Genomic DNA, 23,651 nt, shown 5'->3' on the forward strand with positions numbered 1-23,651 from the left:
CGTTTCATTGGAAAAACCTCCATGACCATTTCTATCGAATCTCCGAGTGACGCTCAATGAAAACCGGTCTATATTAGTCGAATGACACGCACGATTAAGCTTCGATACACCGAGACAGCCGGGTGCATCTTTATTGACAAGATTGCCGGCCTCAACACGCACACTCCTGAACACGGGCAACGGGGCTGCGTGGAGATCTACGAAGAAGTGCTTGATCGCAAGTTATTCGTTGTTCACCGCCTGGACAAAGCAACCTCAGGTGCTCTTTGTTTTGCCACGAGTTCTGAAATTGCCGCAGAAGTCTCGCGTCTTTTTGAGCAACATTTGGTAAAGAAAAGATATCTTTTTTTAACTGACAAACCCGCGGGGGCTCTGGAGTTCACTTACCAGTCGCACATTGAAAAAGAAAAAAACAAATTCGTTAGCACTAAAGACAAAGATCCGAACTCTAAAACGACCTTTAAATGGATCAAAGCATTGGGGCGCTTTCAGCTTTGGGAAGCGATTCCCCATACAGGTAAGCCTCATCAAATCCGCCTGCATGCCGAAGCGAAAGGCATCCCGATCCTGGGAGATAGCGAACATGGCGGCAGTCACTTTTATCGCCTGTGCTTGCATTCGCATTCCTTAGAGTTCACTTTACGCGGCGAACATGTTCACTTCGAAACCGATCTTCCCGTGTGGGCTAAGGATGGCGAATTGAATGAGCACGAAGAAGACCTCGTCCTTGGCGAAGCTTTGCAGCGCCGTGAACGTCTATTTAAATTTTCAGAACTTAAAGACGAATCTTTGCGCCTCGCTCACCGCGAGTTGGATACTTATCGAATCGATCAGTATGGCGAATACCTTTGGGTTTATTGGTACAAAGAGGAAGATCCTTCTGTTCCGGATCTGCTACGTTTTGAAAAATTATCTAAGAAATTGAAAAAGAAAGTCCTGGTTCGCAAAATGCTGAACCGTGGGGATGATCCGAATGCGGAATTGTTGTGGACCATTGGACAAACGCAGACCAGCTGGATCGCTAAGGAAAATGGCGTCAAGTATGAACTGCGCAGTGATACCGGACTTTCCCCAGGACTGTTTTTGGATCAACGCGAGAATCGCCTGTGGGTCAGCGAACATGCCCAAGATCGTCGCGTCTTAAATTTATTTTCTTATACCAGTGGTTTTAGCGTGGTTTCTGCCATGGCCGGTGCACAAGAAGTTTGCACCGTCGACGTGTCGTCGAATTTTCTTGATTGGAGTAAACGTAACTTCACTTTAAACGGTCTTGATCCGGAGCATGAAAAGTATGAATTCTGGAACAGCGACTGTATTTTGTTTTTAAAAGGGACCGTCCGTCGCAAGCGTAAGTTTGGACTGATTGTTTGCGATCCGCCTTCTTTTGGTCGCTCCAAGAATGGTGTTTTCTCGATCAGCAAGAATTTTGATGAACTGTTAATCAACGCCATGTATTGCTTAGAAAAAAACGGCCTGCTGTTGTTCTGTACAAACTACGAAAAATGGAACAGCGGAGATTTGCATTTGCGCTTAGAAAAACTGAAACGCGAATTCTCGTTTAAAATTCTGCCCGCACCTTCGCAAGGCATGGATTTCGAGCTCCCCGATCAGGAGCCCTTGATGAAATCCATCATCTTGCGTAAGAACTAATCAGCCACTCCCTGCAGAACCACGACCGGAAAACTTCCAAAAAGGTTCTGCGCGGTGAATGAATTTCCAAACATTTTCTCGCCCGTGAGCACATTCATCCAAGTCTTGGGAGCGTCCTCGGGCAGATCAAATTTAACACTTAAAAGCTCTTGATCATGAAGCTTCAAATCACCCAGTTCCATTTTCGACTGGCCTAAAAACCTTGGAATGACAGTTAATACCCACTGCTTATCCAGACGTCGTAAGTACGACATGAAATGAATTTTCTTATCTCCTTCTGGAGACACTGGCAGATACTCACCTTTCAGAAAAATGTCAGGCCAATGATTTCTAAGTTGTAGCAGCCTCCAGGTCAGATACATTTTCACTTCGCCCGATTTCCAATTCTTGGAAATCTCCTGCAGATAGGATGAAGCATCTATTTTGGCCTGAGCCTGCATACGAGCTAAAAATTGTTTTCTTTCGGCATAATCAACGGGTCTGCGATTGTCAGGGTCCACCAAGCTTAAATCCCAGCTGTCACATCCCTGATAGAAATCGGCAATTCCGGGGCTTGTACCTTTCATCGTAAGTAACGAGAGCGAATTAAAGGCACCATAAAAGCTGCACTTTTCCGCAAACGCAGAAAGTTTTTTCAACAAGCGTTTGTCCCCTTTACCTGTGGGGTGAAGAAGATCATGCACGAACTGCTTTAATTTTTCTTCGAAATCAGGGTTTACTTCGGACCAACTGGTTTCGGTTTTTGATTCACGGGTGGCTTTGATAAAGTATTCCTGCATGCGCTTGATAAATTCATCTGACATAACTCCATCCATGGGCCACGCACCCAGCAATGTCTCTAGGATAAAATAAAGAACTCTTGGAGTCGGAAAATCCTGCTGACCAAAATCCTGCAGAATCTCTTCAAAAAGTGTCGTCCACTCCTGAGGAACTTCCGAAAGATAATGAATCCGCGAGCGCACATCTTCGCTACGCTTCGTATCGTGGGTAGAAGTCGCATTAAAACTCAAAGGGAATGTGCGTAATTTCTCTTGCTGAAAGGCGTGGTACTCTAATGAACCATCCCCGATCCAATCCGGTTCACCACCGACACCGTTCAATGACAGCAATGGACAGTAACGATATAAAGCTGTGTCTTCAAGCCCCTTCGCCATAACGGGTCCAGTCAGCTGTTCCCATCGTTTGATGGTCAGAAATAAATCGTCACTCCACGTTCCTTCCTCATGAAGAACATCTCTAAACCATTCGTAAGCTTGAAGATTTGATATCTTGCCCCGTCCCTGAGCTTCCTTCAAAGCATCGGACAACCAAGGCGAACGAATCGCTTCTGATTTTTTGGCGTAGGTTCTGTAAATTCTAAGAGAGGAAGTGACTTCGATCAGAACCTCGCGAATTTCCTCTTTGGTGAATTTATTACGGTACTTCTTATAATCTTGAGCACACTCGTAAAATTGCTCCATAAGATAATTAAGCTCGGAGACATAGTAAAGCTCGAGCATTTCTTTCTTACTTTCGTATACGCAGTCATGGAACCGCTCCCAACGGTCGTCGATTTTTTCTAAATAATGTGAATGCAGATTCAACAGTCCTTTGACATCCACAAACAGTCGGGCGCTGACAACGGAAAATTCATATCCCGTGGAGCCCTTGATCGGCCAGTCCTCTGGTAACAGTTCGCCGTTACCCAGAATTTTTTCAACCCAGATATTAGGACATTTTTTTGAGAGATTTTTCAGATATTCTTCGGGAAAGGTAAGGCCATCGATGTGGTCAATTCGCAATCCTTGGATAGCAGGATAGGTGCTTAATAAAGAAAATATTTTGTCATGAGACCAATTAAAGACGGATTTATTTTCCATCTTTAAACCCACTAAGCCGTTAATGTCAAAAAAGCGACGGTAATTGATCTCGCGGCTGCCGCTGCGCCAATCTTTTAACTTATAATGCTGTTTCTCCAAAATTTCATTCAAGGCTTTGACTGGTACCTGGGAAAGACTGTGCAACAGAACATTCAGATTCGACACACTTTCTTGGGCCCATTTGGAGAGAGCGGAAATGCTTTTTAAATGCTTTTTCTCAATACGCTTTTCCAGCTCTTGAAAAACCAAGTCATAGGAGGACTCGCTAACCGGATAGTGAGCATCGTAGTATTTAAAAGTAATTTGTTCTTGATAAAAGGATAACACCAACTCTCGAGAAAGAATTGTGGCTTCACGGCTTTTGCCCAACACGGGCAGAATAATTTTAATCTTCGAGTCATCCTCGTCACCCTTAATATCAAATGCCTTCCAGAAAGATGATTTGTGTCCTTTTTTCAGAACATCCCACCACTTAGGATTCTTCCAACTAGAGGACAAGTGATTCGGTACAATATCCAAAATCAAGCCCTCTATCCGTGTCTTGGGAAGGTTCTCAATTAAGAGCGCAAATCCCTCTTCTCCACCCCGCTCGCGGCTAATAACTTCTGGATTTGTGCCGTCATAGCCGTGAGTACTTCCCTCCTCTGACTCTAAGATGGGAGACAAATAAAGATGGGATATCCCCAGATCGCTCCAATACCTCAGATGTTCAATCGCATCTTGGAACTTAAAATCTTTATGTAATTGCAGGCGGTAGGTGGAAAGAAACGGCATTATCTCGGTCCTTTCAATAAAATCACAGACTGAGGCTCCATCTTTAGCGTCCCTTGGGAGACAGAGCGAGATCGGTCCGGAGAAGAAGAATCAAAAACCAATTCATAACGACTGTGGCAGGTGACCTCTTCTGTTTTTTTATTCATGGATATAATTAACTCGATGGATTCATTATCTTTAGAAGCAGTAATGCGAAAAACACCCTCGCGAACAAGCTCGGCTTTCACTTCTTCATCAAAAAAACCTTCTTGTCGAATCCATTTCGAAAGAGCTATCAGTTTTTTATACAGTTTCGTGAAATCTGCAGTTTGTGCAGATTGTGCAGCTTTGACCCAATCAACGCGCGAGCGGATGAAAGTTTCCTCGGCGCCAGGGTCCGGTGGTTCTTCCTTCCAACCGAAACTTGCGAATTCTTTCTTCCTGCCCTCGCGCACCGCTTGTAGCAGATTCTTATCGGTATGATCGACGAAGTATAAAAAGGGAGCGGTTTCACCGATCTCTTCTCCCATGAAAATCAACGGCAAGCCCCCTGACAGAAATAACAAGGAGGCCGCCAGTTTCTGGGCGTCAGCTCCGCTTAAGGAAATCAGCCTTTCGCCGTCTTTGCGGTTTCCGATTTGGTCATGATTTTGAATACAATAGACTAGACGACTCCGAGAAGTGCCGTAATAGCTGCGACCGCGGGTAAAATTATGAAACTCAGAATATTTTCCATCATAGACTAAACCCCGGGTCAACACATCCATCAACTGATTCTCTTTACCGAAATCTGAATAGTAACCTGATGTTTCACCCGTCAATGCCGAATGAACCACATGGTGAAAATCATCGGCCCAATGGGCGCTCAACCCGATCCCTCCCTCCGCAGTGGGAGTGATCAATCGACTGTCATTCGTGTCATTTTCAGCAATCAAATGAATCACCCGTCCTGTGCGTTGTGATACGTCCTCGGCAAGATCGGAGAGCTGCTCTAAAAATGTTTTTGCGGAGCCATCAAATATGGAATGAACGGCGTCCAGGCGCAGTCCATCAAAATGAAATTCCTCGATCCATTGCTTTGCGTTCGTTAAAAAATAGTTTCTGACATCATCACTGTGAGCACCATCAAAGTTCAGCGCGTCTCCCCAGGGATTCTTATACTTGTCATGAAAATACGGGCCGAAGTGGGAGAGGTAATTACCCTCAGGGCCCATATGATTATAAACGACATCCAAAATCACAGCCATACCCCGGGAATGGCAGTAATCAATCAGACCTTTTAACTCTAGCGGAGAGATTTGCTGTTTCCCATAGGAGTTCTGCGCGGCAAATAATCCAACCCCGTCATATCCCCAATTACGTTTTCCCGCGAATTGAGCGATGGGCATTATTTCGAGTGCATTAACCCCTAAGTCTAATAATCGATCCACATGGGACTGAACTGCCGCGAAGGTTCCAGACTCGGTAAAGGTTCCGACATGAAGTTCATAGATAACCAAGTCATGAAGGGGCAAGCCCTTCCACTGTTGATCGCTCCAGGGGAATTCACTGCCAATGAGTTGCGAGGCCCCGTGGGGACCTTGTGGCTGATAGCGAGAAGCGGGATCTGGTAAAAGTTGGTTTTTATTTAGCCTAAATTTATATAAATCAGAAAGCGGCTTTTTGGATTTAACAAAAAAGTATCCGCGACGATCCTGCGCCATCGGGAGTGAGCCCAATTCCTGCTCATCTTGGTCCAAAAAGACCAAATCTACGCTTTCACAAAGTGGCGCCCATACGCGGTAGCCGCATTCTCCCTGTTCCTCTTTCCAAGCACCGATTTTGATTAAATTCACTGCACTGTCCTCGCATACTTGAAATACACACCCGAAAGCGGCGGCAATGTCAGCATCAGGCTGTGCTGCCTTCCATGTGCAGGTTGAGGATTTGATGTAACTTCTCCGAAATTTCCGTGACCGCTGCCACCAAAGATTTCCGCGTCTGAATTTAAAATTTCTTTCCAAATTCCGGGTTGATCAACCCCCACTTCATAATTGTAGCGCGGGATAGGTGTCAGATTGAAAATACAAAGGACCGTGTTTTTATCGCCATCGCGGCGGAAAAAACTAAAAACACTGTTGTTGGCATCACTCGCATCTAACCATTCAAAACCTGCTGCTGAAAAATCCAGTTCGTGCAGCGCAGATTCTTGGCGATAAACATGGTTCAAATCCTTAATTAAGGATTGGATTTGAGCATGGGGCTTTTCTTGAGTCAGATGCCAATCCAAACTGCCATCGTGATTCCATTCAGTTTTTTGCGCAAATTCACAGCCCATAAAAAGAAGTTTTTTACCTGGCATTGCATACATATAAGAATAAAGAGCCCGCAGATTTGCGAACTTTTGCCATTCATCCCCACTCATCTTTTCATAGACAGAGCCTTTACCGTAAACGACCTCATCGTGAGAGATGGAAAGAATAAAGTTTTCATTAAAAGCGTACATCATTCTAAAAGTCAGTTGATTCTGATGATGACGACGATGGATTGAATTTTTACGGAAGTATTCAAAGGTGTCATGCATCCACCCCATATCCCATTTCATTCCAAACCCTAACCCCCCTGCATATGTTGGCGCAGAAACTTTGGGCCATGCTGTAGATTCTTCAGCGATTGTGTGCACATCTGGAAACTGTGAATAGACGGCTTCATTAAGGTCTTTTAAAAATTCGATGGCTTCAATGTTTTCTCTTCCACCGAATCGGTTGGGGATCCATTCTCCTGTTTTTCGAGAGTAGTCCAGATATAACATCGAAGCCACGGCATCAACCCGCAGTCCGTCTACATGATATTTCTCCAGCCAGAAAATCGCACTGGAAATCAGAAAACTACGAACCTCATGTCGTCCATAATTGAAAATCAAACTGTTCCAATCTGGGTGAAATCCCAAGCGAGGATCTTCGTGCTCGAAAAGATGAGTGCCATTGAAACGAGACAGAGCAAAGGAGTCCTCTGGAAAATGTGACGGAACCCAATCCATTATCACGCCAATATTTTCTTGGTGAAGGCGATCAATCAGATACATCAAATCCTGAGGAGTGCCGTAACGGCACGTCGGTGCAAAGTAGCCCGTGGTTTGATATCCCCAAGATCCATAAAATGGATGCTCCATAATCGGCATAAACTCCACATGGGAAAACCCCATGTCTTTCACGTAGCGCGGTAGTTCCTCAGCCAGCTCTCGATAGGTTAAGCTGCGCCCCCCTTGCTCTGGATTTCGTCTCCACGATCCTAAATGGATTTCGTAAATAGACATGCCTTGATTCGTGTTCTGCAGATGCTTCCGATTTTCCATCCATTCTTGATCTTGCCATTGGTAATCAAGATTCCAGATTTTGCTGGCTGTTTTTGGCGCTTCCTCACTGTAGAAAGCGTAGGGATCCGCCTTTTCAATTTTATGCCCCTGAGGAGACGTAATAATAAATTTATAATTATGCCCGTGCACAGCTTGTGGAACAAAACCACTCCACACACCCGAAGTCCCTTCGGTGCGCAATGCATACTGCTCGCGATTCCAATAATTGAAATCGCCCGTGACATGAACTTCTTTTGCTCCAGGAGCCCAAACCGAGAACCACGTCCCTTCGGCTCCGTCTTTAACGTCTAAATGTGCACCCATACGTAAATAAGACCTATAGTTTGTTCCTTCATTGAACAGATAAATGTCGTCTGAGGTCAGAAGCGTGTCCATGCTCTTTCCATTTCTTGCGCATATGCGCGAGTCGATTAATAAAATTATTCACTTCAGAACTTTGGCTCCACTCTTCGACGGAGAATTTAAGTTTCCGAGTCCAGTTTGGAAACTCATGCCAGGTTCCGGGAATATTCTGTGGTTTGGTTTCTCCCCACAGATCTTCTAAATTAATTAAAAATAAATCGGCGGGACCCGATGCCATCAGTTCACACACCTTCATAAATAAATATTCTGAATCTTCTACGTCCAAATCTTGAGACCACTTTTTAATGACCTCTTCTCGGGAATGAACTTCTTTGCGGGATTTTTTCGGCGTGTAAATTCCCAACTCTTTGAATTTATGAATATCAAACGATTCCAAGTATCCTTGGAACGGGACAAGATCATGCGTATTTAAGCAGGCAAGATTTGCTGGTGGCATCCGTTCGACTGCCGCAGTCGGAGATTCGCCCGCTTCAAACAGGAACACCCACATTCCGCGAAACCCATTGTCTTTCAAAGAACGCTGAATGGATTCCGGAACTGTGCCCAGATTTTCTCCGATAATGTCAACTCCGTGTCTTTGCGCTTCGATAGCGAGGACCGCAAACATTTCATCCGGATTATAGCGAAGATAGACCCCTTCACGGGCATTGCTGTCGTTGGGAATTACGTACAACCGCTTAAAAGCCATCACATGATCAAGTCGAATGATATTACCTAAAAGCATGTGAGAGCGAAGTGACTCAATTAAATACTGATATCCACTTTCCCGCATTTTAAGGGGATGAATTGGAGAAATACCCCAGTTCTGTCCTTTGCGAAATAAAACGTCAGGTGGGGCGCCCACACTTAAAACGTTTATAAACTCTTGGCTAAAATAGATATTGTCAAAACCATCTTTAGAAGTCCCCACGGGATAGTCCAAATAAATTTCGGCGCCTTTTTTTCCTGCCAGGGATTTCAAATCTTTGAGTTGACGCTCCATTTGATACTGAGCGAATAGATGATATCCCTGTTTTTCAGGATCGCCGTGACTACGGAATTGGCAATACTCTGACAGAAGGTACTTTTGCTTTTTAAAGCGTTGAAAGCCTTTATCCTTTTCAGCATATTCAGCTAAAAATACCTTCGACATTTCTAGCGTTAACTTCTGCTTTAAAGGAATGACCTGAGCATAAAGGACATCTTCATTTTTTTGCAACTCCTCAACAAGATTCAGATCGCGATGTGAATAAACCTTTTGAAGCAGAGGATACTGTTTTACAACTTCTTGTAAGTCTAAATAAGCCTCGTTCCAAAACAGTTTGGAGGAGGCAGAATAAGGACTTATAGAATCAAATTTGGGCCCGAAATCCTGGGCTAACAACGGCAACGTGCCCACAAAATCACAGCCTAATTTATGCAGGTGCGTTTGCAGATTTCTGAGATCTCCCAAATCTCCAATTCCCAGATTTCGTTGGCTACGAACAGCGTACAAGGGAGTAAAAATTCCTAATTTCTTTTTTTGATGATCCGTCCGCTTTTCCGGAGGGCAAATAAGAAGAGTTTTTGCCAGAACTTGACCATTCGAAACCAATGATAGGTGGTGGTAGCCTTCAGCGGGACTTTTTGATGACCTAAAAACATATCTTCGATAGTACTGATTTTCGAGGTGATAGATTCGACTGGAAACACTGCTTTCAAAAAAACAGCGCTCACTCTTGCCGCCTTCCTGCTCCAAAAGAAAATGCAAGTTATCAACAGCAATATCATGGGGTAAAAACGCCACCACGCGCATTCCTTGAGAGGCTTTCTGCACATGAACAGGTTCCATGACGCTGGTGATTTTCTGAGAATATCTTTGATAAATTACTTGTTGCAGTGAAGTCACATCATGTACGTCCCTGCCTGACAAGACTGACAGAACTTTTTTAATGGATTGCGAAGAGCTGCCCGTAGGCTCCCCATTTGCATTGAGGTAGTCGGGTTGGATTCCCCAGTAACGGGCTGCTTTTCGTAAAAGGCGTTTTTCTATAACGTTTGCCATGGTTCCTGACTTCTTTTAGGTAGATCTTTAGGAGTGGCTACTTGACCGATTTCTAAAATGTTCAGTAAACCCCGCATCGGAATATCCACCCAATCTGGGCGATTGCGAGCTTCATATCCGATTTCGTAAAGCGCCTTTTCCAAAAGGAACATTTTAAGAACTGCAAAGGTTTGACGAATATCCTTTGGTACAATCGCATTGTCTCCCACCGTCTCAAGATAACCTTTTAAAAATTCAATGCTCGCCCATCGCGACCAAACTTGCAGATGGCTAGACATGCGCAAACGATCTTGCTCTTTCAGATTCTGCTTTTTCATATAAAATTCAGGCACGTATTCGAACGAGCGGATCATTCCCGCAACATCTTTTAAAGGCGTGCGTTTTAACTTTCTTTCTCCAAATCCACGGGCAGGTTCGCCTTCAAAATCGATGATTTTGAAATCCTGACCTGTGAAGAGAACTTGCCCCAGATGATAATCCCCATGGATGCGCGAACGTAACGAGAGGATCGGAACATTTTTCATGTAAGAGAAGCAGTTATAGATCTTATCGCTGGAGGATAGAATTTTTTCTGCTAGCTCCTGATCCGCAGGATTAAGGTGAGCAAGATTCGCTCGTAAAATCTCTGACGTTTTTTCTGCCATGTTCCTGAAGCTTTGGAACATAGAACGCTGATAGAAGGGAGTGTACGGTTCCGGAATAAACGCAGGATCGCGCTCTTCACTGCCCATAACCAAATGCATTTGTGCTGTTTTAACTCCCAGTTGCTTTGCATACATCAAAGTATAACCGGTCAAATCCTGGAAATCGGCGGTCGGTTCGAAATGCAAAACGTCTTCGTTTAATGGTGGAATCAAAGCCGGCCCATTTAACACGCCTTCCGTGTTCATTCTTTCTGCAATCTGCGAAATTTTATCGGTCATCAAGGACCAGCCATCAATTTCGTGAGTCAGAACATTTTCCAAGATAGCCAATGAAGAGACGGTGTTCCCGTGATAATAAGACAAAGCCCCTAAGAATGCCGAGGTGTCGGCAAACTTCTTTTCGCCCAAGAATCGACCTAACTCGACTTCAGGATTTTCTCCCTCTTCGATGCGACGATAGAATTTTAGATAATACTTATCCCCAAACACCAAAGATGAATTGCTTTGTTCAACGCTTTTAAAAACAGGATCTGGCAATGTCTCCTGGGAAGGTTCCTTAGACTCCCCGACAATTTTTCCCAGGGCACTTTTCAATACTTTTTTATTAACGATAATGTCCAGGACGGCCTTACAGAAATCGGCCTGCTGCAAACAATCGAAAACGACGCCAGTATTCGCAGGGCTATGGGTTTCGGCAACGATCATCGAGGGACGCTCATCGGCAAGCTTTTTAGCCTTGTCCCCTTCAACATGTCCTAACCCCATCATATAAACTTCTGGCAATCCTTCAGCATAAAAGACCTTCATCATTGCCAAATAGCTAGGATTCGAATCATCACCAGGCATCGGCACAGTTAAGTAATCCAAAAGCTCAATGTAATTGATACGGCGACCCTTGCCGCTGAACCAACGAGATCTTTGCAAATACCCTTTGATAGCTTTTGAAAGTGGCAACCACATTTTGCGACCGCGCAAGTTCATGAGAGGATTTTCATCCACCGGCAATGCTAAAGGTTTACCCCAGCCTAACTGTTCCACGGCTTGTTTTTCAGAAATTTGCAGCCAGTAAAAAGAGTAAGGTGTTAAGGTCACAACATAAGGCGGCTCAGAAATTTTAGGGAACTCGGATTGTCCGAACAGCTCCATTGGAACGGCACCTTTAAATCTTGAAAGATCTAATTCAACAAACTGAGAGTTCCTGGACAGATTTACGATACAGAGGATCACTTCACCATCCAGCTCACGAGTGTACGTCAAAACCTTGGGATTTGAATTGTTTACGATTTCAAATTTTCCACGGCTTAAGATGGAATTTCCGGCGCGAAGTGAAATCAGCTTACCCATCCACCACAGTAACGATGTCGGATTTGCACGAAGTGCCTCCACGTTGACAGATTCAGAGTGATATTCTGGTGTGGAGACCACAGGAAGATAGAGTTTTTGAGGATTGGTTTTCGAAAATCCGGCATTTCTATCCAGGTTCCACTGAAATGGAGTTCGCACACCATCCCGGTCGCCCAGGTAAATGTTGTCGCCCATACCAATCTCATCACCGTAGTAAATGATGGGCGAGCCTGGCAGAGAAAATAGCAGCGCATTTAACAGTTGAATTTGTCGGCGATCATTTCCTGCCAGCGGAGCCAGCCTGCGACGAAGTCCTAGGTTGATTCGCGCGCGTGGGTCATTGGCATAGACCTTATACATATAATCACGCTCTTCGTCGGTAACCATCTCTAATGTCAGCTCATCATGGTTTCGCAGAAACGTCGCCCATTGGCAATTTTCCGGAATAGCTGGAGTCTGTTGTAAAATATCGACAATGGAATAACGATCTTCCATCTTAAGCGCCATAAATAATCGTGGCATTAACGGGAAATGAAAATTCATGTGGCATTCATCACCGTCACCAAAATAATTAACGGCATCTTCAGGCCATTGATTGGCCTCAGCTAAAAGCATGGAGCCCGGATATTTTTTATCCATATAGGCTCTGAGCGTTTTTAAATAGGCATGAGTCTCAGGCAGGTTTTCGCAGCTTGTACCTTCTCTTTCGAATAGATAAGGAACCGCATCCAAGCGCATGCCGTCGACGCCCATATCCATCCAAAAATCAAGAGCCCTGAAAACGGCTTCTTGAACTTCTGGATTATCAAAATTTAAATCGGGCTGATGGGAATAGAATCGATGCCAGTAATACTTTTTAGCAATCGGATCCCACGCCCAATTTGAAGTTTCAAAATCTTTAAAGATGATACGCGTCCCTTTATATTTCGTGGGGTCATCACTCCAGACGTAAAAATTGTGCCAGTAGGTCCCAGGTTCCGCGCGGCGGGACTTTTGAAACCACTCATGCTGATCCGAAGTATGGTTGATCACGAGCTCCGTGATGACGCGAATATCGCGGCGATGAGCTTCGTTTAAAAACTCTTTAAAATCATCCAGTGTTCCATACGCAGGATTGATATTTGTGTAATCTGCAATATCATACCCATCGTCTTTTAATGGTGAAGGATAAAACGGCAAAAGCCAAATCGCCGTGATTCCCAAGGATTGAAGATAATCCAGTTTTTGGATCAACCCTTGAAAATCTCCGATCCCATCGTCATTGGAATCATAAAAGGCTCTGACGTGCAGTTGATAAATAATTGCATCCTTGTACCATAGCGGATTTTCCTGATTCGCGAATCTGGTAATCATGCCTTTGTTCCTTGCGGGTATTTCGATTTAAGATTTAATTTAAAAATGTGTGCCGGCTGATCGGGACGAAGTTCAACGTAGTTTCGCCACCCATTCCAGGTATAAGTCACACCCGTCAAAAGATCTTCCATGTCGAAATTTTGGTTCTCGCCGATATTCCAATCAATTAACGGAAGTTCTAACATCCCTGATTGGGACCCTTTTGAATCCAAATTTACAACGGTGATAATGCGCTCTTCTCCGAATGACTTCGAATAGGCAATCAGTGAATCGTTATTTACTGGGTGAAATCGAAACGTGCGATTTTGTTGTAATGCCTTATGGCTATTGCGTATCTTATTAACCTGAACGATATAGGGAGCCAGCGACTGGGAATCGTTTAGATTCCACGTTCGCAGCTGGTATTTTTCAGAATCTAGATATTCTTCCTTGCCCGGGGCACTGGGTTTATAATCCATCAGCTCAAAGGCAGGTCCATAAATTCCATAATTGCTCATCAGGGTCGCTGCTAAAACCAAGCGCGCTTTGTACTGAGCGGGATTTGGAGATTGAAGACTGTCATGCAAGATATCAGGAGTGTTCGGCCAGAAATTCGCACCGAAATAGTCTTTCATTTCTGACTGAGTAAGTTCATTCATGTACTCAGTTAATTCCCACTTAGCATTTCTCCAGGTGAAATACGTGTAGGATTGATTGAATCCAGACTTTGCCAAGTACTGCATGATCTTAGGCCGAGTGAATGCTTCTGACAGAAAAATAACATCGGGATGCTCTTGACGAACGTTGGCGATCAACCACTCCCAAAAATGAAATGGTTTTGTATGGGGATTATCCACGCGGAAAACACGTACGCCCGCATTTATCCAATACTGGAAAACAGACAAGAGCTCCTGCCAAAGCTCTTTCCAAGCCGGGGTTTCAAAATCAAACGGATAGATATCCTGATACTTTTTAGGAGGGTTTTCCGCATACTGTATAGTGCCGTCAGGTCTTTTCTTAAACCATTCTGGATGGGCCTTTACGTACGGATGATCCGGAGAACACTGAAATGCAATATCCATCGCAATTTCTAAGTTCATTGAACGGGCTTTAGTGATGAGATTTTTAAAATCTTGAAGGGTGCCCAACTCAGACAGAATGGCTTTGTGTCCACCCTCTTCCGCTCCTATCGCCCAAGGACTTCCGACGTCTCCGGGTTCCGCAGTGACAGAATTATTTTTCCCTTTGCGATAACTTTTTCCAATGGGGTGAATGGGTGGGAAATAAACGACGTTAAACCCCAGGTCCTTAACGTAAGAAAGTCGCGCTTCTGCATCTTTGAAGGTCCCGTGTCGAGGTTTTCCGGAAACTACAGAACGCGGAAAGAATTCATACCAAGAGCTAAATCTAGCCAAGGTGGGTTCAATATTAAACACCACTTCACGGTCGTACTTGACCAAACTATCGTCATTAAAGTTTTGTTGTAACGCCATTACCAAAGCGGGATCGCTAAGAAGTGCCTGCAATGTTGCAACATCAGGATCTCTTTTCGATTGAATCCACTTTTCAATTTCTTCGACACGACTTTTGATCAATTTTTTTTCTGATGAATCTTGAATGCCTTGTAAAGACTGACGCAGAATTTCGACGCCAATCTGCAGATCGACCGTGATGTTCTGTCCGGCATTTCTTTTCTTCTGCACATCATTCTTCCAAGTACCAAAGCGATCCAGGGAAGCTTCAACCCGGCAAATATACTGGCCAAGCTTTTTCGGTTTGAAAGAAGCGCTCCACTCATCATTGAATTCAGCAACCAGTTGATAGGCCGTTTCTTCCATTTCTGATTGATGTCGTACGTGGATTCTTCCTTTGGGAAGATCATGCCCATGGACTAATAAATGTGCCGTCACCTTAACATCCTCGTCCAGATAGCGTTTCACGGCAAAACGTCCACCATCAATCATCGGCACTACGCGATCAATCACAACACTGGATGGAGATACTTGGGAATTGGAATAATAAGACAACTGACTCTGCTGCATGACTTACCTACATTCTGAGCGAACTTGCGGCCTGGTGGTAAATCTAGATCAAGCGAAGGAAAGTTTAAAAAACTTCTCGATAAGTTTGTCAAAGCTCAAATACAAAAGAGTTTTCTTTCTCTAAACAACAAGACACGATACTTAAATTGTTCTTCAGGAGGATGAAATGCCGAGACTAAGTAGTTCAGAAAAATTAAACAAAAATAATAAATCACAACCAAATCCAGAATCATTCAATTCAGACTCCGAATCAAAATCTGCTCCCACGAACACACAAACGGGAAAAGTGAGTGCGGAGGAACGGGAGCGCATGATTCGCGAAACTGCGTTTTACCTAGCAGAACGCGAAGGATTTTCCTCTGATAACAATATCTATTGGCTGCGCGCCGAAGAACAAATCGACAAAATGTTGAATGGTTAAATCATGATTCAAAAAATTGAATGCTGGAGAGGATCTCCGACTCCATTAGGCGCCACATTGACATCTGATGGCGTGAATTTCGCGCTGTATTCTGAAAATGCCGAAAAAGTAATTCTCTGTTTGTTCGACGAAAAGGGCGAGGAATTCGCCCAAGTCGATTTGATCGAGCAGACTTATAAAGTGTGGCATGGCTTCATCCCGGGCTTGAAAGCCGGCCAGCATTATGGATACCGCGTGCATGGTCGTTACGAACCAGAAAATGGTCTGCTCTTTAATCCAAATAAATTGGTGCTCGATCCCTACACCAAAGCCACTTCGGGCGGGATTAAGTGGGATCCCTCCCTCTTTTCCTATGACATCGAACACGTGGATGAGCACTTATCCTTTGATTCTCGTGATAGTGCCCCTTTTATGCCGAAATCCATTGTCATCGACACCCGTTTTGATTGGGGTGATGATCGCGCCCCTAAAACTCCTCTGAATAAATCGATCATTTACGAGATGCACGTCAAAGGATTCACTAAACTTCATCCCGAGATTCCAGAAAATATTCGCGGCACTTATTCTGGCTTGGCCCATCCAAAAGCCATCGAGTATTTGAAAAATCTTGGCATCACTGCAGTGGAACTGCTTCCGGTTCATCAATTTGTCGAAGAAGATTCCATTCAGAAAAAAGGCCTGCACAACTACTGGGGTTATAATACGATCGGATACTTTGCGCCAGACTGGCGGTACTCGTCTCGAGGCAGCAATGGTGCCCAAGTGCACGAATTCAAGGAGATGGTTAAGGCCCTTCATAAAGCGGGCTTAGAAGTTATTTTGGACGTTGTTTATAATCACACTGCAGAAGGCAACCAAATGGGCCCTTGTGTGAGTTTTAAGGGGATCGATAATTCCTCTTATTATAGACTTGTACCCGACTCACCTGGATTGTACATGGACTACACGGGCTGCGGAAATTCCCTCAACGTCGTCAATCCCCATGTGCTCCGCCTTATCACTGACAGTTTAAGATATTGGGTGACAGAGATGCATGTGGATGGCTTCCGTTTTGACTTAGCCTCCACACTGGCTCGGGAATTTCATGAGGTGAATCAGCTTCACTCTTTCTTTAGTATCCTTCAGCAAGATCCCATTTTATCAGAAGTAAAACTTATCGCCGAACCTTGGGACTTAGGCGAAGGTGGCTACCAGGTGGGCAACTTTCCAGACCAATGGTCGGAATGGAATGATAAATTCCGAGACACAGTAAGAGCATTCTGGAAAGGTGAAGAAGGACGCATCGCAGACCTTGGATACCGCTTGATGGGCTCCAGTGATCTTTATGGTCCGTCGGGACGTGGTCCTACAGCAAGTATCAACTTTATCACGGCCCACGATGGCTTTACTCTTAATGATCTTGTTTCTTATGATCAAAAACACAATGAAGCAAATCTGGAAGATAATCGGGACGGAAATGATAATAATCACAGTCGTAACTGGGGCGCTGAAGGCCCGACTGACAATCCTGAAATAAATAAAATCCGTACGATGATGAAAAAAAACTTTTTGACGACTTTATTATTGTCACAAGGCGTACCCATGTTAGTTGCCGGCGATGAGATGGGTCGAACACAGCGCGGCAATAACAACGCCTATTGCCAAGACAACGAGATCAGCTGGGTTGACTGGAAATCCATTGATCAGAATCTTATGAATTTTACCAAATCCGTCATCGAAATACGGAAAAAGCATCCTGTGTTCCATCGCAGAAATTATTTCGAGGGTGAAGGACTTCGTCCTGGCGGTCGAAAAGATGTTCTTTGGTTTACACCTACGGGCGAAGAAATGAGTGATGAGGAGTGGAATCAATCCTTTGCAAAATGCATAGCTCTCGAGTTTAACGGTTCTGCCATTCGTGAATGGGATGAGAAATTAAAACTTCTGAGCGACGACAACTTCATCTGGATGATGAATGCCAGCGATGATGCAATACAATTCAAGTTCCCGCAGCATTTTCAAAAATGCAGTTGGCATCTGATCGTGGATACATCGGTGGAGCCATCGTTCAAAGATGTGCCCGTGAGGATTGACCAACACTTCACAATTCAGCCCCATACAACGCTGCTGCTAACGCAATTGAAAGATTCATAAAGAATTTTGGGATTTCTTCAAATGAATCTTTCAATTCCAAAATGAATAATGCGTAAGTTGCAGAAATTAAATATATACATAATCGTGTGAAATGTTTCTTTTGCATTTTCTAGGAGTGATTTGTGCTGGGACATTCAAGACGAATATTTGTAAGTAACCGCCTCCCTTTCAACGTGAATCCAAAAACTGAAAAATTAACTCGAGGAAGTGGAGGTTTAGTTTCCGCTCTTTTAGGCGTTAGTTTAAAAGAACCCTTCTATTGGTTCGGCTTTGAAACAGACAAAAAAAATGGACAGATTCTAAAAGAGCGTTCCGGTGAAATTAAGGACAACCTTCGCTGCCATCCCGTCATGTTGTCTAAAGAAATTTACGACACTTATTATGACGGAGTCGCAAACGATTTGATCTGGCCGTTATTCCACTATGAAACTCAACTAGCAAATTTTAACCGAGAAAATTGGGACGTTTATCGTCAAGCCAATCAAACCATGGCCGACGAGATTCTTGCCATCGCCAATGACAATGACACAATTTGGATTCACGATTTCCATTTTTTGCTGTTACCGAAAATGATTAAAGAAAAGAATCCGAAACTCAAAGTCGGTTTCTTTTTGCACATTCCATTTCCAAGCAATGAAATCTTTCGCCAGCTGCCCGTTCGCGAAGAGATTTTACAGGCGTTGATCGCTTGCGACCTTTTGGGTTTCCATGAACATTCCTATCTTCGTCATTTCAATGTGACTTTAAAGGCCTTTTTGGGAATTGATTCGACAATGTTCAAAGCAGAAATTGGCGATCATGTCCTAAATCTTGGCGTTTATCCGATCAGTATTGACACGGAAGAGTATCAGCAAAAAGCTGCTTCGCCTGAGGTTGAAAAGCAGTGTGCGGTCTATCGTCAACGTAGCTTTGATCGTTTTCAACTGTTAGGAATAGACCGACTTGATTACACCAAAGGACTTGAGTTGAAACTTTTAGGTTTTCAAAGGGCCTTAAAAAAATATCCGGAGATGGTTGGTAAAGTGACCCTTTTGCAAGTCGCGGTTCCCACTCGTCAAAAAGTTCCCTTGTACGCGAAAATCAAAAGGGATTTGGATAGAATCGTTGGAGCCATCAATGGGGAATTCGCAACCCCCGATTATGTGCCGGTTCAATATATTTACAATTCGATCGACGAAACCACTTTGCTAGCATTGTATCGCAGATCTGACGCAGCTCTGGTTACCAGCAAACGCGATGGCATGAATCTGGTTGCGATGGAATACGTGATGGCTCAAGACATTAATAATCCGGGAGTCCTTGTTTTAAGTGAATTCGCCGGAGCCGCCTCGTTATTGCCAGACGCTTTAATTATCAATCCATGGGATCAGGATGCTTTGGCGGATTCTATTTATCGCTCTTTCCGAATGTCACCGGTTGAAAAAGAGCATCGCCTGCGATTCTTGCAAGAAACTTTACTGAAATATTCAGCGACCAAATGGGCCGAAAGCTTCCTAGGGGATCTAGAAAATACCAAAGAAGATAAAACTCATTGTGCCCTTTTGCCTCACAATCCAAAAGCATGGCCCAAAGCCATGCTTGAGAGTCTTCAACAAAAAAGAATTCGTTTGATTTTGGACTATGATGGAACCTTGGTGCCCCTGACAAAACGTCCCGAGGATGCTGTTTTAAGTTCAGAGATGAGAAACTTGATTGCGCGCCTTAACGAAGAGGTGGAAGTCATCATCATCAGCGGTCGCCCACGGGTGTTTTTGGATGAGCAATTTGCTGACATTCCTATCACATTAGTGGCAGAGCACGGTGCCTTTTATCGCCTTGCTGGCCAAAAATGGCAAAGCCGTCTTTCATTGGATGTCGATGCATGGTACGGCGAAGCAGAACAAATGATGAACGCTTATTGTGATCGTGTTCCTTTTTCTTGGATTGAAAAGAAAGAAGCTTGTCTGGTATGGCACTATCGCCAGTCTCCGGCAAGCTTTGCAGAGTATCAGGCCAAAAAATTGGATGAGGAGCTTCAGGTGGGTCTGGGCAATGAACCGGTGTCGGTCATGATGGGCTCTAAGATCGTCGAAGCAAAAGCGGTCGAATGCAACAAGGGAAGTTTTCTGCGTTGGCTGATGCAGTCGTCATATCAAGACAATTCATATTACATATGCCTTGGCGACGATCGTACCGACGAAGACATGTTCCGCGTGGTTGACGGAAAAGGAACAAATATTAAAATTGGAACAGCAATGACGGTAGCTCCTCTTAGATTGGACACCCAGGAGCAAGTTCCAGAATTTTTGAGCGAAGTCAGTCGACTGCTCAGTGAACCGAATGAATACGCAAGGAGTGCAAATGCTTAGTATGATCGAATTTTCTCTGTTTAATGAAATGAATCGCGGCACAGGCCTTGGTTGGTTAATGATGTTAGGCATTGCATTTTGCGGTGCTGTGTTTATCAAAACCATTTTAACGTTTGCCCAATCAAGGCTGAGTCGAGTCTTGAAAGGGTTTAAAGGCATCTGGGACGATGTTCTCTTGCAATGTCTTGCTGCGACTAAAACGTGGGTGCTTTTCTTTTGGATCCTTCATCCGATCGTTCAAAGCACTGCAGTAACTACTGGCAAAAAAGCCGTCTTATTGCTTTTCGTGTTTGCCTCTGCAGTTCAGATCGCGTTGTGGGGACTTAAGTGTATCCGCATGTGGCGTGATGATGTGGTCCAACGAAAAATTTCAACGGATGGAGAATCAGCCTCTGCTATTCGCCTTATTGCGACCGGTATCCAAGGACTATTCCTTATTGCCTTGGTCCTTGTCGGTCTTAGCAATCTGGGTGTGGATATCGCAGCCCTCATTGCCGGCCTAGGTGTGGGTGGTATTGCGGTGGCCCTTGCTGCACAAAACATCCTGGGTGATCTTTTCGGCTCCCTGTCCATTCTTCTAGATAAACCTTTTATTGTCGGAGACTTTATCGTTGCAGGAAACGATATGGGAACCGTTGAAAACATCGGAATCAAAACCACTCGCTTGCGCAGCTTATCCGGAGAGGAGCTGATCTTTTCAAACAAAGATTTGCTAGAAAGCCGCATTAAGAACTTCAAACGCATGTGGGAACGCCGTGCAGCGATGAATTTCAATATTAACTACATGACAGAGACATCAAAACTGGAAGCGATTCCCGGATGGGTTAAGCAGTTTATCGAAGAAGATCCATTGCTGCGCTTTGAACGCTGTCACCTTATGAATTTCGATGAGGCATCATTGAAGTACGAAATTGTATTTTGGGTTAAAGACCCAGATTTTAATAAATACTTCGATTCACAGCAGGTATTGATGCTAAAAATGATTCGTAAGTTTGATGAAGAAAATGTGTCCTTTTCAATGGGCGCCAGACCCTTTTACATGCAAGGCCCCGAAGCTGAGGAAGGTGTTGAAGCTTTTGCTAACAATGGTGGAGGAAATCAACCCCAGGCCCAACAGCAGCAACAGCAACGGCCCTCCTCACTAAATAGTTAAGAAATAAAAAAGGGACCGACGAGGTCCCTTTTTTTATGGATAGAAGTTGTATTTAATGTGGATACGTCTGTCATCTTGAAGACCCATCTTCGAGCCACTCAAAAACGCCGGAACCTTGCGCTTGATGCGCTTGCGATCTTTAGGAAAACGCTTGTCATCGATAAAACAATCGAAACGCTCATCCTTGCAAAGATTTGTAAACTCCTCGGGCTCGTTTGAAAACACATAGGAATCCATCGCTCGGGCCATCTTATCGCCCAACTCCAAATCAGCTTGTTGAACGACGATACCGCCACCCGTTTTCACCTGGGGTTTCGCGGGTGTTGGCTGACCAGGCACTTTTTTAATAATCACCCGCGGCTTACATTCTGGCGGTAAATCCAATTCAGGTTCGCAATCGCAAAATGTTTTTTTCAAAGTCGCACAGGAACTCAATGTCAGCATCAGCAGACATAGACCTAAAACTCTTTTCATTATTTCTTACCCCAATTTGACCAAAACTGCCCTTCCCCTTTGGGATTCGCCTTCGCGTAATTATAAAACTCCTGAATGAAAGCTGCGCGCTCTTTTTGATACAGATATTTCCAATCCGTTTCTGCAGGAATAGTCATCACATCATAGTCTTCGCTTAGTTTTGTATTGCGCTCGATAATCGCATCGAATGAGTCAGTTTTGGCGTTATGAAGCATGTCGTACATGACCATAAATGTCGTCGTGCGACCTTTACCTGCTCGACAGTGGAAATGGACCCAGTTATTTTCCGGAAGATCACGAACCGCCTCGATAAAACGGTCCACTTCTGCATCTGTGGGACGAACATGGTCAGTCACCGTCAAACGCACGTAATGATGACCCGAACTGCGTACCAGGCTTTCCTCTGTTTCAATACTTTTGATTTCTGTACCTGCGATTTTTTCGCCGACCTTTAAATCACCCAACAAGCGACGTTCACGCTGGATCACGTCTTCGTGACCCAAGTCAGCATTGGCCCAATCGCGATCTGCCTGCCAAGTCACCGGTTTATCATTGATCAAACCGTGAGATTCCTGGCGCAGGTCAAAGATATAGAGCTGGGCCTTTTTCTTTTTCGCAGGCTTTGCGATGTCTTTTAAAGCCGCTGGCGAGAAACTGGCACTGCCCGACATTTTTAGGGAATCATTTTTACGATAGTTCACTGGTTTACGAACATCGTACTTAGAATCAAATACCATCTCGACCGGTTCTGTGCGAGTGGGTTTCGTCATAAAGAATGGAAGTTTATTTTTTACTTCGGCTGAAGCCGGTTGATTTTCAGCCGCCACGACGGCCTTGGGTTGATCGGAAACCACGCTTTTTTCAGCACAAGCAGCAAGAACGAAAGGCAAAAGAAATATCCATTTTCTCATATGTCTCTCCATATAAGAACAGTGTCGGGCAAGTTTTATCCAGGCGCAAGGAGGAAGCTGCACATCCTACAGCGACGACGCAGTAACGCCGAGCGAGCTCGGCCGACTCTGTCTAAAGAAAATGCTAAGCCTTTATCTGACCTCTTGCAAAAAGTTCTTCCAGATATTGGAAGCCCGATTCTTGAGTGCGCAGATAGTAATAGGCACGCAAAATATCCTGCTCTTGCTGAGTTAAAGAAGCATTAGATCCTGAACGCTTCAAACGATCTTGAGAGATATGGTAAAGGCTCAATGCCCCTGCTACGGAAATATTAAAGCTTTGAACGAAGCCGGTCATTGGAATGATGATGCATTCGTCAGCGGCTGCAACCATTTCGGGACTCACGCCATTTTTTTCGTTTCCCAACACCAAAGCAGTTTTACCAGAGAAATCAACTTCGTGAAGCGGTTTCGAACGGGCATCCAAGTGCGTGACATAGATCTTATAGCCCTGGCTTTTCAGACTCTTTACGCAGTCTGTGGTGTTGCTCCACTTTTTAACTTCGACCCATTTGTCGGCACCTTGAGTGACTCGCGCAGATTCTTTGAATTTTTCTTGAGTTTCGATCACATGGAAATTGCCAAAGCCTAAACCCTCAGCGGATCTCATCACCGCAGAAATATTCCCACGGTCATAGATGCTTTCCAAAACCACGGCCGTATCGAAATTTCTTTGGGAAACCACGCGGTCAATTTTTTGACGACGGTCCTCTGTCAAAAGCGGTCCTAGTTTTTCTAGAACCACATCATAACTCATTTTCAAATTTGCATTGATCTCGATATCAGAACCGTAGGGAAACATGGACG

The 23,651-nt window shown here is 44.3% G+C and carries 14 protein-coding genes; 5 read left to right on the forward strand and 9 right to left on the reverse strand.

The features are described from left to right. Window positions 1–81 precede the first annotated feature (81 nt). A complete protein-coding gene (locus B9G69_RS03420) occupies window positions 82–1,650 on the forward strand; it encodes a class I SAM-dependent methyltransferase (RefSeq protein WP_088616906.1) in 1,569 nt (522 codons plus the stop codon). On the opposite strand, the gene treY is transcribed toward B9G69_RS03420, so the two are convergent. From treY to B9G69_RS03450, 6 genes are read right to left on the reverse strand one after another with little or no spacing between them, the layout of a single operon-like run. Then, a complete protein-coding gene (treY, locus tag B9G69_RS03425; protein ID WP_265437951.1) occupies window positions 1,647–4,283 on the reverse strand; it encodes a malto-oligosyltrehalose synthase in 2,637 nt (878 codons plus the stop codon). The two genes, B9G69_RS03420 and treY, sit on opposite strands and share 4 nt — an antisense overlap. After that, window positions 4,283–6,097, reverse strand: a complete 1,815-nt coding sequence (gene treZ, locus B9G69_RS03430; RefSeq protein WP_176401012.1) for a malto-oligosyltrehalose trehalohydrolase — start codon at window positions 6,095–6,097, stop codon at window positions 4,283–4,285. The genes treY and treZ overlap by 1 nt, the downstream gene beginning before the upstream one ends. After that, on the reverse strand, window positions 6,094–7,992 hold the full coding sequence (gene glgB, locus B9G69_RS03435) for a 1,4-alpha-glucan branching protein GlgB (RefSeq protein WP_088616903.1): 1,899 nt from the start codon (window positions 7,990–7,992) through the stop codon (window positions 6,094–6,096). The genes treZ and glgB overlap by 4 nt, the downstream gene beginning before the upstream one ends. Then, window positions 7,949–10,003, reverse strand: a complete 2,055-nt coding sequence (locus B9G69_RS03440; protein ID WP_088616902.1) for a 4-alpha-glucanotransferase — start codon at window positions 10,001–10,003, stop codon at window positions 7,949–7,951. Before B9G69_RS03440 ends, glgB begins: the two co-directional genes overlap by 44 nt. Continuing rightward, on the reverse strand, window positions 9,988–13,344 hold the full coding sequence (treS, locus tag B9G69_RS03445; protein ID WP_088616901.1) for a maltose alpha-D-glucosyltransferase: 3,357 nt from the start codon (window positions 13,342–13,344) through the stop codon (window positions 9,988–9,990). Before treS ends, B9G69_RS03440 begins: the two co-directional genes overlap by 16 nt. After that, entirely contained in the window at window positions 13,341–15,365 is a 2,025-nt protein-coding gene (locus B9G69_RS03450; RefSeq protein ID WP_088616900.1) for a maltotransferase domain-containing protein, read from the reverse strand. Before B9G69_RS03450 ends, treS begins: the two co-directional genes overlap by 4 nt. 166 nt (window positions 15,366–15,531) lie before the next feature. Here B9G69_RS03450 and B9G69_RS03455 point away from each other — a divergent pair, with 166 nt between their 5' ends. The 4 genes from B9G69_RS03455 (at window position 15,532) to B9G69_RS03470 (ending at window position 21,420) form a co-directional block, all read left to right on the forward strand. Beyond that, the gene (locus B9G69_RS03455) at window positions 15,532–15,786 is read left to right on the forward strand and encodes a DUF2934 domain-containing protein (protein ID WP_088616899.1); all 255 of its coding nucleotides are present in this window, start codon (window positions 15,532–15,534) and stop codon (window positions 15,784–15,786) included. A 3-nt stretch (window positions 15,787–15,789) separates the two neighbouring features. Beyond that, a complete protein-coding gene (gene glgX, locus B9G69_RS03460; RefSeq protein WP_088616898.1) occupies window positions 15,790–17,919 on the forward strand; it encodes a glycogen debranching protein GlgX in 2,130 nt (709 codons plus the stop codon). Window positions 17,920–18,092: 173 nt separating this feature from the next. Then, window positions 18,093–20,267 carry a bifunctional alpha,alpha-trehalose-phosphate synthase (UDP-forming)/trehalose-phosphatase gene (locus B9G69_RS03465; RefSeq protein WP_265437952.1) on the forward strand — a complete coding sequence of 725 codons (2,175 nt, stop codon included), beginning with the start codon at window positions 18,093–18,095 and terminating at the stop codon, window positions 20,265–20,267. After that, window positions 20,260–21,420: a mechanosensitive ion channel family protein gene (locus B9G69_RS03470; RefSeq protein WP_176401011.1), complete on the forward strand. Its 1,161-nt coding sequence runs from the start codon at window positions 20,260–20,262 to the stop codon at window positions 21,418–21,420. The genes B9G69_RS03465 and B9G69_RS03470 overlap by 8 nt, the downstream gene beginning before the upstream one ends. 33 nt (window positions 21,421–21,453) lie before the next feature. Here B9G69_RS03470 and B9G69_RS03475 read toward each other — a convergent pair whose 3' ends face one another. The 3 genes from B9G69_RS03475 to B9G69_RS03485 all read right to left on the reverse strand — a co-directional run bounded on the left by B9G69_RS03475 (window position 21,454) and on the right by B9G69_RS03485 (window position 23,646). Further along, window positions 21,454–21,894: a hypothetical protein gene (locus B9G69_RS03475; protein ID WP_088616895.1), complete on the reverse strand. Its 441-nt coding sequence runs from the start codon at window positions 21,892–21,894 to the stop codon at window positions 21,454–21,456. Next, window positions 21,894–22,805, reverse strand: a complete 912-nt coding sequence (locus B9G69_RS03480) for a fused DSP-PTPase phosphatase/NAD kinase-like protein (protein ID WP_088616894.1) — start codon at window positions 22,803–22,805, stop codon at window positions 21,894–21,896. The genes B9G69_RS03475 and B9G69_RS03480 overlap by 1 nt, the downstream gene beginning before the upstream one ends. Before the next feature lie 124 nt (window positions 22,806–22,929). Beyond that, complete coding sequence (locus B9G69_RS03485) at window positions 22,930–23,646, reverse strand: TrmH family RNA methyltransferase (protein ID WP_088616893.1); 717 nt, start codon at window positions 23,644–23,646, stop codon at window positions 22,930–22,932. Window positions 23,647–23,651 lie beyond the last annotated feature (5 nt).

The sequence above is a fragment of the Bdellovibrio sp. SKB1291214 genome, assembly GCF_002209355.2.
GTDB lineage: Bacteria > Bdellovibrionota > Bdellovibrionia > Bdellovibrionales > Bdellovibrionaceae > Bdellovibrio.

What these genes read in the sequence shown, in the direction of transcription:
- glgB (WP_088616903.1), bottom strand. Translation starts at nt 7,992, where the DNA reads ATGGACACGCTTCTGACCTCAGACGACATTTATCTGTTCAATGAAGGA.
- B9G69_RS03440 (WP_088616902.1), bottom strand. Translation starts at nt 10,003, where the DNA reads ATGGCAAACGTTATAGAAAAACGCCTTTTACGAAAAGCAGCCCGTTAC.
- treS (WP_088616901.1), bottom strand. Translation starts at nt 13,344, where the DNA reads ATGATTACCAGATTCGCGAATCAGGAAAATCCGCTATGGTACAAGGAT.
- B9G69_RS03450 (WP_088616900.1), bottom strand. Translation starts at nt 15,365, where the DNA reads ATGCAGCAGAGTCAGTTGTCTTATTATTCCAATTCCCAAGTATCTCCA.
- glgX (WP_088616898.1), top strand. Translation starts at nt 15,790, where the DNA reads ATGATTCAAAAAATTGAATGCTGGAGAGGATCTCCGACTCCATTAGGC.
- treY (WP_265437951.1), bottom strand. Translation starts at nt 4,283, where the DNA reads ATGCCGTTTCTTTCCACCTACCGCCTGCAATTACATAAAGATTTTAAG.
- B9G69_RS03475 (WP_088616895.1), bottom strand. Translation starts at nt 21,894, where the DNA reads ATGAAAAGAGTTTTAGGTCTATGTCTGCTGATGCTGACATTGAGTTCC.
- B9G69_RS03470 (WP_176401011.1), top strand. Translation starts at nt 20,260, where the DNA reads ATGCTTAGTATGATCGAATTTTCTCTGTTTAATGAAATGAATCGCGGC.
- B9G69_RS03455 (WP_088616899.1), top strand. Translation starts at nt 15,532, where the DNA reads ATGCCGAGACTAAGTAGTTCAGAAAAATTAAACAAAAATAATAAATCA.
- B9G69_RS03485 (WP_088616893.1), bottom strand. Translation starts at nt 23,646, where the DNA reads ATGTTTCCCTACGGTTCTGATATCGAGATCAATGCAAATTTGAAAATG.
- B9G69_RS03480 (WP_088616894.1), bottom strand. Translation starts at nt 22,805, where the DNA reads ATGAGAAAATGGATATTTCTTTTGCCTTTCGTTCTTGCTGCTTGTGCT.
- B9G69_RS03420 (WP_088616906.1), top strand. Translation starts at nt 82, where the DNA reads ATGACACGCACGATTAAGCTTCGATACACCGAGACAGCCGGGTGCATC.